Source organism: Bacillus nitratireducens, from assembly GCF_001884135.1.
Classification (GTDB): Bacteria; Bacillota; Bacilli; order Bacillales; family Bacillaceae_G; genus Bacillus_A; species Bacillus_A nitratireducens.
Map to the genome: position 1 here is coordinate 252,153 of NZ_MAOC01000020.1, position 13,974 is coordinate 266,126.

15 protein-coding genes are annotated in these 13,974 nt (G+C 35.1%); 11 read left to right on the forward strand and 4 right to left on the reverse strand.

What is annotated here, in order from left to right; genetic code table 11:
- Positions 1-93 precede the first annotated feature (93 nt).
- Complete coding sequence (locus BAU23_RS06785; protein WP_071733857.1) at positions 94-1,290, forward strand: FAD-dependent monooxygenase; 1,197 nt, start codon at positions 94-96, stop codon at positions 1,288-1,290.
- 115 nt (positions 1,291-1,405) lie between these two features.
- Here BAU23_RS06785 and BAU23_RS06790 read toward each other — a convergent pair whose 3' ends face one another.
- Positions 1,406-2,311 (reverse strand): DMT family transporter, encoded by a 906-nt coding sequence (locus tag BAU23_RS06790; RefSeq protein WP_071733859.1) that lies wholly within the window; start codon positions 2,309-2,311, stop codon positions 1,406-1,408.
- A 97-nt stretch (positions 2,312-2,408) separates the two neighbouring features.
- On the opposite strand from BAU23_RS06790, the gene BAU23_RS06795 reads away from it, so the two are divergent.
- The 4 genes from BAU23_RS06795 to BAU23_RS06810 all read left to right on the forward strand — a co-directional run bounded on the left by BAU23_RS06795 (position 2,409) and on the right by BAU23_RS06810 (position 5,213).
- Positions 2,409-3,278, forward strand: coding sequence for a LysR family transcriptional regulator (locus tag BAU23_RS06795; RefSeq protein WP_071733860.1), 870 nt, complete (start codon positions 2,409-2,411; stop codon positions 3,276-3,278).
- A 120-nt stretch (positions 3,279-3,398) separates the two neighbouring features.
- On the forward strand, positions 3,399-3,830 hold the full coding sequence (locus BAU23_RS06800) for an Rrf2 family transcriptional regulator (protein WP_071733862.1): 432 nt from the start codon (positions 3,399-3,401) through the stop codon (positions 3,828-3,830).
- 72 nt (positions 3,831-3,902) lie between these two features.
- Positions 3,903-4,553 carry a DsbA family oxidoreductase gene (locus tag BAU23_RS06805; protein WP_071733864.1) on the forward strand — a complete coding sequence of 217 codons (651 nt, stop codon included), beginning with the start codon at positions 3,903-3,905 and terminating at the stop codon, positions 4,551-4,553.
- Positions 4,554-4,610: 57 nt separating this feature from the next.
- A complete protein-coding gene (locus tag BAU23_RS06810) occupies positions 4,611-5,213 on the forward strand; it encodes a nitroreductase family protein (protein WP_001277016.1) in 603 nt (200 codons plus the stop codon).
- Positions 5,214-5,380: 167 nt separating this feature from the next.
- On the opposite strand, the gene BAU23_RS06815 is transcribed toward BAU23_RS06810, so the two are convergent.
- Entirely contained in the window at positions 5,381-5,800 is a 420-nt protein-coding gene (locus BAU23_RS06815) for a GNAT family N-acetyltransferase (RefSeq protein ID WP_000860619.1), read from the reverse strand.
- Between the two features lie 184 nt (positions 5,801-5,984).
- On the opposite strand from BAU23_RS06815, the gene BAU23_RS30795 reads away from it, so the two are divergent.
- From BAU23_RS30795 to BAU23_RS06830, 3 genes are all read left to right on the forward strand, one after another.
- Complete coding sequence (locus BAU23_RS30795) at positions 5,985-6,119, forward strand: hypothetical protein (RefSeq protein WP_000997340.1); 135 nt, start codon at positions 5,985-5,987, stop codon at positions 6,117-6,119.
- 107 nt (positions 6,120-6,226) lie between these two features.
- Positions 6,227-7,837: an amidase family protein gene (locus BAU23_RS06825; protein WP_071733866.1), complete on the forward strand. Its 1,611-nt coding sequence runs from the start codon at positions 6,227-6,229 to the stop codon at positions 7,835-7,837.
- A 189-nt stretch (positions 7,838-8,026) separates the two neighbouring features.
- Positions 8,027-9,046 carry an AI-2E family transporter gene (locus tag BAU23_RS06830; protein WP_001006580.1) on the forward strand — a complete coding sequence of 340 codons (1,020 nt, stop codon included), beginning with the start codon at positions 8,027-8,029 and terminating at the stop codon, positions 9,044-9,046.
- A 45-nt stretch (positions 9,047-9,091) separates the two neighbouring features.
- Here the strand turns inward: BAU23_RS06830 and BAU23_RS06835 are convergent, their stop codons facing one another.
- Together BAU23_RS06835 and BAU23_RS06840 are read right to left on the reverse strand one after the other, a co-directional pair.
- Positions 9,092-9,376 carry a YesK family protein gene (locus tag BAU23_RS06835; protein ID WP_071733868.1) on the reverse strand — a complete coding sequence of 95 codons (285 nt, stop codon included), beginning with the start codon at positions 9,374-9,376 and terminating at the stop codon, positions 9,092-9,094.
- A 235-nt stretch (positions 9,377-9,611) separates the two neighbouring features.
- Positions 9,612-10,556, reverse strand: coding sequence for an L-lactate dehydrogenase (locus tag BAU23_RS06840; protein ID WP_000715316.1), 945 nt, complete (start codon positions 10,554-10,556; stop codon positions 9,612-9,614).
- A 200-nt stretch (positions 10,557-10,756) separates the two neighbouring features.
- Between BAU23_RS06840 and BAU23_RS06845 the strand changes: the two genes are divergently transcribed.
- The 3 genes from BAU23_RS06845 to BAU23_RS06855 all read left to right on the forward strand — a co-directional run bounded on the left by BAU23_RS06845 (position 10,757) and on the right by BAU23_RS06855 (position 13,970).
- Complete coding sequence (locus tag BAU23_RS06845) at positions 10,757-12,193, forward strand: flavin monoamine oxidase family protein (protein ID WP_071733869.1); 1,437 nt, start codon at positions 10,757-10,759, stop codon at positions 12,191-12,193.
- 117 nt (positions 12,194-12,310) lie between these two features.
- Positions 12,311-13,234, forward strand: coding sequence for a CobW family GTP-binding protein (locus tag BAU23_RS06850; RefSeq protein ID WP_033656729.1), 924 nt, complete (start codon positions 12,311-12,313; stop codon positions 13,232-13,234).
- A 130-nt stretch (positions 13,235-13,364) separates the two neighbouring features.
- Positions 13,365-13,970 (forward strand): TetR/AcrR family transcriptional regulator, encoded by a 606-nt coding sequence (locus BAU23_RS06855; protein WP_116733279.1) that lies wholly within the window; start codon positions 13,365-13,367, stop codon positions 13,968-13,970.
- Positions 13,971-13,974: the final 4 nt, after the last annotated feature.

Sequence of the window (13,974 nt, forward strand, 5' to 3'; positions counted from 1 at the left end):
CTATTATTTTGTTGTGGTAAATAAGTAGAATAGGTCGTGAATATACTGTGGAGATGTTAAGGCTTTAATTAGGATAGGAGTGAATAAGCAATTATGATACAGACGATGAGCGTCCTTATTTCTGGTGCGAGCATTGCCGGCCCGGCACTTGCTTACTGGCTTCAACGCCACGGATTCGATGTGACTGTAATAGAACGTGCACCAGCATTGCGCACGGGGGGGTACGGGGTTGATATCCGTGGTGCAGCTATTACGGTGCTTAAGGGGATGGACATACTTGATCAAGTTCGTGCAGCTGACACGAACATGACTGGTGTTTATTTCGTGAACAGCGAGGGTAAGTTCGAAGGTCAAATAAGCGAAGCGAGTATGGGGAACCAGCAGGGTCTGGACATAGAAATCATGCGTGACGATCTTAGTAACATTTTGTACGATTTAACCAAGGATACGGTTGAATACATTTGGGGCGATTCGATTACCGCTATACATGATACTGAAGCTGGTGTAGAAGTTCAATTTATTCATGGCAAGCCACAGAGATTTGACATGGTCATCGGTGCGGACGGGCTCCATTCTAATGTGCGCACCTTAACTTTTGGCGACGAAGCACAGTTTAAACGTACGCTTGGCTGTTATATCTCAATTTTTAACCTCGAGAATTACCTCAACCTCGACCACCACCAGCTGCTTTATACGATACCAGGCAAAACAGTAGGTATGTATAGTGCTCGTGACAATACCGAGGCAAGGGGGATGTTCTTGTTCCAATCAGAGGCATTGAAGTACGACCGCTATGATATAGAATCTCAAAAGAAACTTGTAGAAAATGCCTTCTTAGGTCAGACAGGTTGGGAAACCTCGCATCTACTCAAGACCATGAGAGATGCGACAGACTTTTATTTTGATGAGATATGCCAGATTCACATGCCGACCTGGTCAAAGGGGAGGGTTACATTGGTAGGCGATGCAGCGTATGGCCCATCACCTTTATCGGGTCAAGGCTCTAGCCTGGCGCTTGTCGGGGCTTTCGTATTAGCTGGTGAACTCAAAGCTGCAGATGGTGACTTCGCCCGTGCATTTATTGCCTATGAACAAAAAATGAGAAAGTTTGTTGAGAAAAATCAAAAAATAGGATTAATGGCTGCTGGGAGTATGGTTGAAAAATCAAACTTCAAAATCTTTCTTCGCAACTTAATGTTGCGTATACCAACCATTATGGTTGTACAATTTAATATGATTTCGAAAATGATAGCGAAAGCTGCTAACGGGATAGAGCTGAAAGATTATTGATATGAATAGTTATAATAAAAAGAGAGATCTCCCTTTTTGTTGGTACTTAAAGTGATGGTGTACAAAATAGACATAAGAAAGAGCCTACTTTTTGTAGGCTCTTTCTTATGTCTATTTATTTCACTTCAACTTGCTGCCCTACAGCAAGTGTTTTCGGTTTTATATTCACAAAACAAATACTCACCACAATAAATAATAGACCGATAAATAAGCTAATCGTAATTGCCTCATGTAAGAAAATTGAACTTACAATAATAGCGATAAGAGGGATAAGGAATGTATAAGCTCCAACTTTACTAGCCTCACCAGCTCCAACAAGTGTGAAGTAAGCAAGCCACCCCATTGCAATAACAAAGAATGAGATGAATAGTAGTACACTTACAAATGGTATACTCCAAGCGATGTTAGACCAGCTTTCAAATTCTGAACCAAATCCGATTAAGCAAAGTCCACCAATAATAAGCTGAAGTGTTACCATCCAAATGGCATTAACGCGGTGTCCAGTTTTCTTAATAAATACTGTGCCGAGTGCCCAGCCGATGGCACAGCCTAAAGCAAGTAGAACACCGATAATAGAAATATGTCCAGTTAAACTACTAGAGCTAATAACCCCTACACCAATAAATCCAAGAATAAGTCCGAAAATTTTCAAGCCATACATTGCCTCTTCAAGCCAAATCCATGAGAAAATGCCGAGTAAGACAGGTTGGAGAAATACGATTGCGGAGAATAGTCCAGCGGGCATGTATTGAAGTCCGACAGTTTGTAATCCGTAAAATATAATGATGTTAAGTAAAGAAGAAATAACGTATAAATGCCAAGTTTCCTTTAAATTTAACTGTTTGTATTTCGGTAATGCGAAAATAAGTAGGATAAATCCTCCTATTAATGTTCTAATCCCTGCAAAGAGTACGGGTGGTGTGTAATGCAAAGCGAATTTTGATAACGGCCAATTAATTCCCCACATAATAACGAGAAAGGTAAGGATTATTGTCGCTTTAGTTCGAGAAAGCTGTGTCACGGTAAGACCTCCTTGTTGTCATTCATTTCACTATGATATGATATCGACTATGATAAATAAAATGAATCTTTTTTATAAGGAGTATAAGTGATTAGTTATGACCATTACACAACTTCAAGTATTAATAAAAACTGTTGAGTTAGGTAGTTTTACGAAGGCAGCCGGAGAGTTAAATATGACACAGCCAGCCGTTAGTCATGCAATTTCAAGTATTGAGTCAGAGTTAGGAGTTACTATTCTAATACGCGATAAACGAAAAGGGTTAATCGTTACGGATGTTGGAAACAGAATTCTTGTACATATTAGAGAGATTTTGAACGGTGTTGAGAAGATTGAACAAGAGGTGGCAATGGAGAAAGGACACGAAGTTGGGACGATTAGAATTGGGAGTTTTCCAAGTGCTTCTGCACATTTCTTACCCAAAATGATAAATCTTTTTAAGGAGAAGTATCCGAACTTAGAAGTCGTTCTTTGTGAAGGGACGATTAAAGAAGTTGAAGAGTGGTTAGTATCAAGGGTTGTTGATATAGGAATTGTTATTTTGCCTAATAAAGATATGGAGATTGTCCCATTAACGAAGGGGAAAATGGTTGTTATCTTAAGAGAGGATCATCCTCTTTGTAAGAAGGACTTTATTACAATTAGTGATTTAGAGAATGAACCGATTATATTATGTAAGGGCGGATACGAACCACCCATTATTGATATGTTTAAACAAGCTAACGTACCACTTCGGGCGGAGTATATAATTTCGACAGTTACTACAGCTTTAAATATGATTCAAGAAGGATTAGGTATTGCAATATTAGCTGAATTATCTTTAACGAATTTACCACAGAATGTGCAAACGAGAGAATTGGAACCGCAAGTATGGAGAGAAATTGCTTTAGCTGTTCCTTCATTAAAGGATTCTTCAATCGCTGTGCAGCTATTTATTGAAGAATTTCAAGCGCTATTTACAGAATAAAAAGAAGTGTCTCATATATCATAATGGGACACTTTTTAATTTGCTTATAAAAAATCTATCAAAAGGATTGACTTATCTTTTTGTTGTAACTATAATGATTACATCGAGGTGGTGATCACGATGAAAATTAGTAGCCGCTTTTCTATAGCTGTTCATATTTTATCTATTTTAAAAAACAATCCATCTTCACTTTGCACTTCAGACTATATGGCCGAAAGTGTAAATACAAATCCGGTAGTAATCCGTAAAATTATGTCGTACTTGAAACAGGCTGGATTTGTTTACGTAAATCGCGGACCAGGTGGCGCGGGGTTATTAAAGGATTTACATGAAATCACGTTGTTAGATGTGTATCATGCAGTAAATGTAGTGGAAGAAGACAAACTATTTCATATTCACGAACAACCAAATCCAGATTGTCCAATTGGCGCGAATATTCAAGTGGTGTTAGAAGTTATATTAATTCAAGCACAATCCGCGATGGAAGAAGTTTTGAGAAATATTACGATGGGGCAGTTGTTTGAATCTTTACAAGAGAAAATGAATGCTTAAAATAGTATCTATATTTTTTTATTATTAATGTAACCGTTTTGATTACAACTATAAAGGTAAGGTGTAAAAATTATGACTGTAAAAATGAAAGTATACTCAGATTTTATATGTCCATTTTGTTTTTTAGCAAAAGGTCCATTAGATGAAGTAGCAAAAGAAAAAGATGTAGAAATTGAATGGATGCCATTTGAATTACGTCCAAGTCCATATTCAAAAATAGATCCATGGAATGAGCCAGAAAAGTTAGGTTCATGGGATGCTTTCATTCTTCCTACAGCGAAGAAATTAGGAATCGATATGCGCTTGCCACGTGTTTCACCGCATCCATATACACATTTAGCTTTTGAAGGATGTGAATTTGCGAAAGAACGTGGACTTGGAAATGAGTATCATCACCGCGTATTCACCGCATTTTTCCAAGAAGAACAAAACATTGAAGATATTGATGTGTTAACAAAACTAGCGGTAGAAGTAGGGCTTCCAGAAGCTGAATTTAAAGATGCATTAGTAAATCGAAAATATAAAGAAAAACATCAAGAAGCAATTCAGCGTGCATATGATGAAGCGAATATTATGGCGGTACCAACTGTCATGATTGGTGATGAAGTTATTCAAGGGCTTGCTAGTAAAGAAACGCTAGAGAGAGTAATTGATAAAGAAATTGAAAAGAATAAAACAAATTCTTTTGAAGGAATGCAATGTAATACAGATGGATATTGCTAATTCGCTTGTTATGAAATAACAAAATAAATTATAAAACAAATATTTGGAGGAACTAAAATGTCAGCAACTACAACAAACTTAAAAGAAGCAATCGTGAACCGTCGTTCAATTCGTAAAGTAACAAAAAACGCTACAATTACAAAGGAAAGAATTGAAGAAGTATTAAAAACAGCTTTACATGCACCAACTTCTTTCAATATGCAAAGTGGCCGTATGGTTGTATTAATGGATGGAGAACATGAAAAGTTTTGGGATATCGTAAAAGAAACGCTTAGATCACGCGTACCAGCAGAAAACTTTGAAGCGACTGTAGAAAGACTAAAAGGTTTCCATGCAGGTGTAGGTACCGTTTTATTCTTTGAAGATCAAGCAACTGTAGAAAAAATGCAAGAAAATGCACCGTTATATAGAGATCAATTCCCATTCTGGTCTCATCAAGGAAATGCAATGTTACAACATACTGTATGGATGTTATTATCAGCTGAAGGAATTGGCGCATCATTACAACATTACAATCCAATCGTAGATGCTGAAGTGAAAGAAACATGGAACATTCCAGCAGAGTGGAGTTTAGTAGGACAAATGCCATTTGGTGAGCCAAATGAACAACCAGGAGAAAGAACATTCTTACCTACTGAAGATGTAGTGAAATTTTATTAAGAAATTTAATATATACAGAGTTAAATAAATGAAAGGACAGTACATATGGCTAATATGTACTGTCCTTTCGTATGTAATGTTTAAACTCGATTGTGGAAAATGTTACTGCAAGAACAATTTCCTCCATATGAATCGATGTCTTTCCGTACAATCAATAATCTATATGCTTATTTTTTTGAAATGACAGTAAACATCCCTGTCATGTTTGGTGAGTAATCTTTAAAATCAAATTTTTCATAGAATGATTCTTTACCTTGTGATGCAAATAAACCGACAAACGCCTTATCAGGTGCATTTTCATTTAAGTATGCAACTAAACGATGCATGATTTCTTTCCCAATACCATGTTTCTGATAATCTGGATGAACTACTATATCTTGAATATAGAAATAGATAGATCCATCGCCGACAATTCTCCCCATGCCGATAATTTGTTCATTATCTTTGACTGTGATGCAGTGAATAGAATGCTTCAGTGAAGTATCCGCTACTTCAAAATTCATATAATTAGTCCATCCAACAGAATCACACAAATATTTATACTCTTCTAATGTTGGAATGTTATGTTTAAACTCATATGTTTTCAAAATGTAACCTCCAAGTCCTTAAATTCAACAAGTATATAAATTCGACATTTTTTTATCTTTTCCTCTTACGTAACTGCCTTTATCCATTGAGTTTCGTACAGTGTCCTTAATTGTATTTGTGTTAATTTATAAGAGTTTAGGGGAAAAATATAAGAAATAACGTAGTAAGAAGGGAAGTGGAAAAATGAATGATGAGAAAAAATATACAGTAGTAGGTACTGATGTTGAGGAAGTAAAACGTTTAAATAAAGATTCAGGATTAACGTATAATCAAGTGAAGGAATTATTAGCGAAGCAAATGCAAAAAAGAAGTAATTAGATTGAAATCTTTCATTTTTTCATTTAGCATTTTGATTGGAGAGAGTTAAGTAAAAGGTAACTCTCTTTTTTATATAAATGAGCAACTTTTAGAGTGGAGGAAACAACATGAAAAAATGGGTGAAAATAACGTTGTCTATCGCTGGAGGTATGGTCCTAGTGGCATGTGCCGGAGGATATTACGTGTATAAAAATTATTTTCCGAAGGAACCTGAACGTATTGTATATGATAAAGGCAGAGTGTTAAAACCGATACATAATCAGCTTAAAGGGATCGACATAGATAATATAAAGATAAAAGAAAAAGAAGTTGTAAATGCGACTGTGGATGAGCTTCAAAAAATGGTCGATGATGGAAAATTGTCATATGAAGAATTGACGAGTATTTATCTTTTTAGAATACAAGAACACGACCAAAGTGGAATATCATTAAATGCTGTTGCAGAGATTAATCCTGATGCGATGGAAGTAGCACGAAAGCTAGATAAAGAGAGAGCGTTAAATAAGAAATCGAACTTATATGGCATTCCTGTCATTGTAAAAGATAATATACAAACGGAAAAAGTGATGCCGACAAGCGCAGGAACTTATGTATTAAAAGATTGGATTGCAGATGAAGATGCGACGATCGTGAAGAAGTTGAAAGAAGAAGGTGCTTTTGTTTTAGGAAAAGCGAATATGTCTGAATGGGCAAATTATTTATCCTTTACAATGCCAAGTGGGTATAGCGGGAAAAAAGGACAAAATTTAAATCCATACGGTCCGATTACGTTTGATACATCGGGATCAAGTTCTGGATCTGCTACAGTAGTTGCAGCAGATTTTGCACCGCTTGCGATTGGCACAGAAACGACTGGATCAATTGTAGCACCAGCATCTCAGCAATCAGTAGTTGGATTACGTCCATCTTTAGGTATGATTAGTAGAACTGGAATTATTCCGTTAGCTGAAACGCTTGATACTGCAGGGCCTATGGCAAGAACGGTAAAAGACGCGGCAACGTTATTTAATACAATGGTAAGTTATGATGAAAAAGATGCTATGACAGAAAAAATGAAAGATAGAGATAGAATAAATTATACGAATGATTTATCGATAGATGGATTAAAAGGGAAAAAGATAGGGATTCTTTTTTCTGTAGATCAACAAGATGAAAATAGAAAAGCAGTAGCGGAAAAGATTAGAAAAGACATTCAAGATGCAGGTGCGATATTGACTGATGATATTCAGTTAAACAGCGAGGGTGTAGATAATCTGCAAACATTAGAATATGAGTTCAAGCATAATGTTAACGACTATCTTTCGAAGCAAAAAAATGTGCCTGTAAAATCGTTAGAAGAGATTATAGCGTTTAATAAAAAAGATAGTAAAAGACGAATGAAATATGGACAAACATTAATTGAGGGGTCTGAAAAATCTGCTATAACGAAAGATGAGTTTGAAAAAGTAGTTCAAACGAGCCAAGAAAATGCAAGAAAAGAGCTAGATAGGTATTTAGTAGAAAAAGGTTTGGATGCTCTTGTGATGATTAATAACGATGAAGTTCTTCTATCAGCTGTGGCTGGTTATCCAGAATTAGCAGTGCCGGCAGGGTATGATTCTGATGGTCAGCCGGTAGGCGTAGTGTTTGTTGGGAAACAGTTTGGTGAAAAAGAACTTTTTAATATTGGATATGCGTATGAACAGCAATCTAAAAATAGACGATCTCCTAAAATATAGAGTTGAAAAAGTAGTTTTTAGAAAAGTATTAGATAAAAAATCCGACAATAAAAAAGAAAAAAAGGATTCTTCCCAATTAGTAAGAAAGATTGTCTATAGAAGCTCATAAAATGTAATAGTATTACAATGAATAAGTGTGTGTTGCAATATATCCAATTTCCATCCATTGAAGGGGGAGGTTAAATCTTAATGAATGAAGTGAAAAATTTTTTTCGAAGTAGAGGGTTTCAACGGTTTCTCGTTTTAATAATATTAGTGCTTGTATTATATGGATTAAAAAGTATGATCAATTTAATTTTGATTACGTTTATACTGACATTTTTAATGGATCGATTTCAACGTTTTATTTCAAAGAAGTTGAAAGTAAATAGGAAGGTAGTAATTGCTTGTTTATATATAATATTAGTGACCTTTATTGTCACAACATTGTATAAGTATTTACCGGTACTAACGATACAAATTTCACAATTGATTTATCAATTTAAATTGTTTTTTCAACATCCACCTGATAATGAGATGATTAGATATGTACTTTCAGCAATTAATGAAATGGAAGTATCAAAATATATTGAACAAGGTGTGGATGTCATTTATCAATCAATAGCAAACATAGGAAAGGTAAGTTTGCAAATACTATTGTCTCTTATTCTAAGCTTATTTTTCTTATTAGAAAAAGAGCGTATTATTTCGTTCACGTCTAAATTTAAAGATAGTAAATTAAAGATTTTTTATGAGGAGATTGCATATTTCGGCGAAAGATTTGCAAGATCGTTTGGAAAGGTGATTGAAGCACAGTTTTTAATTGCGGTGGTCAATTGTGTGCTCACTGTAATCGCACTGGTCATTTTAGGATTTCCACAGCTCCTTGTATTAGCTGTCATGGTCTTTCTACTCGGTTTGATTCCAGTTGCTGGTGTTATTATTTCCCTGTTTCCACTTTGTATCATTGCCTATAACGTCGGTGGAGTTATGTATGTTGTATACATACTAGTATTCATTACAATAATCCATGCTCTTGAAAGTTATTTTTTAAATCCAAAATTTATGTCTGCAAAAACGAATTTGCCTGTCTTTTATACATTTATGATTCTCATCTTTTCAGAGCATTTCCTCGGAATATGGGGGCTTATTATCGGGATACCGATCTTTATCTTTTTATTAGATGTACTTGACGTAAATAATGATAAATCGATTAAAAGTAATAAGTGATAGAAATAACCGATGTTGTCTTTTGGAGAAAACATCGGTTATTTCTTATTTTTTCTTTGGAGGAGGTAGTTTTATAAATTTATTTGCAATTAAAGCTATAATAACAGCAGTAAAAATAAACACCGCGATTATGCCGAACCCCATACCTGCCCATCCTCCTATAAGGAAGATACTGATTGGTATTGCTAATAAGCTTAAAATGATAAGAATCAATCCGAGATTCTTATCATATTTTTTGGCTGGAAATAATGTTCGGATGATTAAAAAGAGAAAAAGTATTAATGCGGATACAGCTAGTAAGAGGATGACAATTGTCCAAGAATCATTCATAAAATCACTCCTTTCTATCCCGCATTAACGGGCAGTAAAACTCCCACCTCAAAATTCGGGTGGAGCAAAGAAGTTAGGTGGGAGATAAACTGTCCGTAAACGCCCGATTGGTGAGGGCTGATTAAAGTTTCACTTTATTATAGATAATATTACCGTTTAAATTGAGGGGGAACTGTAAAAATATAAAAAAGCAATCCAATATAAATTGGATTGCTTTTTTGATTAAAATATATGATTAAAGAACAGGAGCCATTGTTTCTTTCAATACTTGAACAGAGTGATCGAATTTTAATTCTTCTTCTTCACTTAATTCAACTTCTAAAATTTCACGAACGCCTCCGCGGTTTAAGACAGCAGGTACGCCAATATAAACATCTTGTTGGCCGTATTGACCTTCAAGGTATGCTGATACAGTTAATACGCTGTTTTCATTGTTTAAGATTGCTTTCGTAACACGCAGCAGTGACATGCCGATGCCGTAGTATGTAGCACCTTTTCGTTCAATAATGTGGTAAGCTGCATCACGCACGTTTATGAAAATATCATCTAAATCTTTTTGGTTATATGTGTTGTCTTTTTCAAGAAGCGTTTCTAGTTTTTGAATGCCAATTGATACATGGCTCCAAACAGGAAGTTCTGTATCACCGTGCTCTCCGATAATATAAGCGTGAATGTTATGAGGCCCAATATCGAAGTACTCACCTAACATATAACGGAAACGAGCTGAGTCAAGAGTTGTACCAGAACCAATTACGCGTTCTTTTGGCAATCCAGACTCTTTCCAAGTTACGTAAGTTAAAATATCTACAGGGTTAGTTGCGATTAAGAAGATGCCATCAAATCCGCTATCCATAATGCTACGAACAATTTGCTTGAAAATTTTAGCGTTTTTCTCAACTAAGTCTAAGCGTGTTTCACCTGGTTTTTGTGGTAACCCAGCAGTAATTACAACAAGATCTGCGTCTTTACAATCTTCATAACTACCTTTCCAAACCTTTGTTGGAGCTGGTGCGAAAGGAACCGCATGGCTTAAATCCATTGCTTCTCCTTCAGCTTTGGCTTCATTTACATCCACTAAAACAAATTCTTCAGCTACAGCTTGGTTAATCATGCAGTAAGCATAACTACACCCAACTGCTCCTGTTCCTACTAATACAACACGGTTAATACCTTTTTTCATTTCAAAATTCCTCGCAATTTCATTAATTTTATTATGTAAGATAATACGTCTTACTTCTAAAGTTTCATATCTATTTTATTACATTTTATAAAAGATATTCAAGTAATTGAAAATGTATCCGCTCAATTGCTTGAATGAAACATAGGAATCCTGTTAAAAGAATATAATTCAGTAAAATCCTTCATAAAAGGGGAATTGGCATGGGGAATCCATTATCGATGGAAGAAATGCTTCAAATTATTCATGAAGGGCTTGCCAAAACAAATAACCCCAAACGGATTACAATTGCCGGTGCAGGGATGTCTGGATTAGTTGCAGCATCTTTATTAAAAGAGTCTGGACACGAGGTAACGATTATAGAAGCGAATAATAGAATAGGTGGCAGGGTGTATACGATTCGTGAACCATTTAGCGCAGGGTTATATTTTAACGCAGGCCCTATGCGTATTCCGGATACTCATGATTTAACTTTAGCCTACATTCGTAAATTTAAACTACCGTTAAACCTTTTTATTAATAAAACTTCTTCAGATATAATTTATACGAATAACAAAAGAACGAGATTGGATGTGTTTGAAAAGGACCCAAGTGTACTTGGATATCCAGTTTTAGATAAAGAAAGGGGGAAAACGGCAGAAGGATTAATGTTAGGGGTATTGGAACCGATACTTAATTATATTAAGAAAGATCCTAATAAAAACTGGATTATTGTTGAGAAAAAGTATAAAACATATTCGCTCGGTTCGTTTTTAACCGAGTATTATTCAGATGGGGCAATAGATATGATCGGAGTACTTCTTGATATGGAAGCATACATGGGAATGTCTTTAATTGAAGTATTACGCGAAATGATCTTTTTCACTTCAACGACGAAATATTATGAGATAACAGGCGGGATGGACGTATTACCAAATTCATTTTTACCAGAGCTAAAGGATAATATTTTTATGCCGTATAAAGTAGAAAAAATTATACAGGAAGATAATAAAGTAATGATGCAAGTAACACATGAACAAACGTTAAATTCATGTATAGTAACTGGTGACATCGCTATTGTCACAATTCCATTTTCAGCTTTGCGATTTGTAGAAGTCCAGCCGTATCATTTATTCTCTTATTATAAAAGACGGGCAATTCGTGAATTGAATTATATTGCTTCAACTAAAATTGCGATAGAGTTTAAAAATAGATTTTGGGAAAGAGCAGGACAATATGGTGGTAAGTCAATTACAGATTTACCTATCCGCTTTACATATTATCCGAGCTATGGCATTCAGTCACCAGGGGCATCTATCGTTATAGTAAGCTATACGTGGGCAGATGAGGCATTAACATGGGATAGTCTCCCGAATAGAGGACGTATTCGTTATGCGTTGAAAAATTTAGCGCAAATTTATGGGAATGTGGTTTATAGTGAGTATGTTGCGGGAAAATCTTTTAGCTGGAGTCAAAATCCGTATTCTTGCGGAGCATTTACAGCTTTTGAACCAGGGCAAGAGCTTGAATTGTTTCCATATATTACGCCGCCAGCGGGTAGAGTGCACTTTGCAGGAGAACATACGACATTAACACATGGATGGATGCAGGGAGCAATCGAGTCTGGAATTAGAGTTGCTCATGAAGTGAATGGAAAATGAAACGATAATCTAGCAGTTTTGTTTACAAATAGGTATTCTTTTAATAAAATGATAAATATAAATCGTAATAATTACGCTTTGAAGAAATTTGAAGTAGAGAAATGGATGGTCGGTCAAATGAGTAAAGTAGAAATTCATATATTAGGTGGTTTTTTAGGTAGCGGAAAATCAACATTGCTGCAAAATTTATTATTAGCAGAAAAGAAGAAAAATCGAAAAGTTGCAGTTTTGATGAATGAAATCGGTGAATACTCGGTAGATACAGATATTATTGGAAAAGAGAATGTGTTAAAGGAACTTCTGAAAGGATGTATTTGTTGTACGTTAAAAGAAGAGCTTGAAATACAATTGCATTCACTATATCAACAAGAAAGACCGGATGTAATTTATATAGAAACAACAGGCGTCGCACATCCAATTGAAGTGTTAGATGCATGTGTATCACCAATTTTAGCTCCTTTCCTTGAAGTGAAATCTATAGTAGTCGTATTAGATGCAGTAAGATGGTTAAACCGAAGTATATTAAGTGCAAATGTACAACAGCTATTACATGAGCAAATGAAATATGGAAGTCATATTCTCATTAATAAATCAGATTTATTAACAGAGGAAGATAAAAGTAAAGTATTCGAAGATGTAAAAGCAATAAATAATCATGCGAAGTTGTATGAAACAAAGTATTGTAATATATCTTTAAAGGATATAGAAGAAGCTGAATTTATGAGTGATGGAGAACACGAGACACTTCATGTTAAACAGCATTTACATATACAAACAATGACGTATCAATTTACGAAATCAATTGATCAAGACAAATTATATGAATGGCTTTCGAATTTACCAGATAGTATTTATCGAGTGAAAGGTTTTGTGAAATTCCATGGAGATAAATACCCTCATCTATTCCAATATTCGTTTGGCGTACCAACTTTACTGGAGCAGGATTTTGGTTTCCCGACAAACTTGGTAGTAATAGGGGAAGGATTAGATAAGAAGCAATTGGTTGAGGGGTTAGAGAAAGTAGAACTTAATTCTAATTAAGATTAAAGGACTAACTTCAAAATAAGTTAGTCCTTTTTTGTATGTAGAAAAACGCTTGCGGATTTTGTCTAATGAAAATAATTGAAAAATTCATAAATATATTTATAATCAAATCTAAGAGGTGATTCAGGTGTCAGAAAAAATAATAATGGATGTAAAAAACCTAACAACAAAAGGGTTAGAAACGAGAGAGAAATTATTGTGTGCTGCAGAAGAGGTATTTGGTAATAAAGGATATTACGAAGCTTCTATCGTGAATATTACACAAGAAGCAACGGTAGCGCACGGAACTTTCTATAATTACTTTCCATCTAAAAAAGATATATTTGATGAATTGATTCGCAGATTGAACCGTGAGTTACGCTTAATTATTAAAGAAGAAATGAAGGGGATATCAAGTTATGAAGAGGCACAAAGAAGAGGTTTTCAGGCCTTTTTTCGATGGGTGAAAGATCGTCCTAATCTATATAACATTGTACAACAGGCGGTAGTTGTTGATGATAATTTATATAGATGGTATTATGCAAAGCTCGCAAATGGATTTTTAAAAAGTTTATCGGTTGGCATGGAAGCGGGAGAATTTAAACAACTTGATAAAGAAACAATTGCGTATTGTCTTATGTCAATTGGTCAATTTTTAGGAATGCGATGGGGCTATTGGGAAGAGAAAGATGTTCCGGAAGATGTATTTGAAGCAGCGATGTCATTAATATTTGAAGGATTGAGAAAGAGATAAGGGA

Coding starts and splice junctions, on each gene's coding strand:
- BAU23_RS06800 (WP_071733862.1), top strand. CDS start 3,399: ATGAAAATTAGTAGCCGCTTTTCTATAGCTGTTCATATTTTATCTATT.
- BAU23_RS06795 (WP_071733860.1), top strand. CDS start 2,409: ATGACCATTACACAACTTCAAGTATTAATAAAAACTGTTGAGTTAGGT.
- BAU23_RS06835 (WP_071733868.1), bottom strand. CDS start 9,376: ATGAATGATTCTTGGACAATTGTCATCCTCTTACTAGCTGTATCCGCA.
- BAU23_RS06850 (WP_033656729.1), top strand. CDS start 12,311: ATGAGTAAAGTAGAAATTCATATATTAGGTGGTTTTTTAGGTAGCGGA.
- BAU23_RS06785 (WP_071733857.1), top strand. CDS start 94: ATGATACAGACGATGAGCGTCCTTATTTCTGGTGCGAGCATTGCCGGC.
- BAU23_RS30795 (WP_000997340.1), top strand. CDS start 5,985: ATGAATGATGAGAAAAAATATACAGTAGTAGGTACTGATGTTGAGGAA.
- BAU23_RS06825 (WP_071733866.1), top strand. CDS start 6,227: ATGAAAAAATGGGTGAAAATAACGTTGTCTATCGCTGGAGGTATGGTC.
- BAU23_RS06840 (WP_000715316.1), bottom strand. CDS start 10,556: ATGAAAAAAGGTATTAACCGTGTTGTATTAGTAGGAACAGGAGCAGTT.
- BAU23_RS06805 (WP_071733864.1), top strand. CDS start 3,903: ATGACTGTAAAAATGAAAGTATACTCAGATTTTATATGTCCATTTTGT.
- BAU23_RS06845 (WP_071733869.1), top strand. CDS start 10,757: ATGGGGAATCCATTATCGATGGAAGAAATGCTTCAAATTATTCATGAA.
- BAU23_RS06830 (WP_001006580.1), top strand. CDS start 8,027: ATGAATGAAGTGAAAAATTTTTTTCGAAGTAGAGGGTTTCAACGGTTT.
- BAU23_RS06810 (WP_001277016.1), top strand. CDS start 4,611: ATGTCAGCAACTACAACAAACTTAAAAGAAGCAATCGTGAACCGTCGT.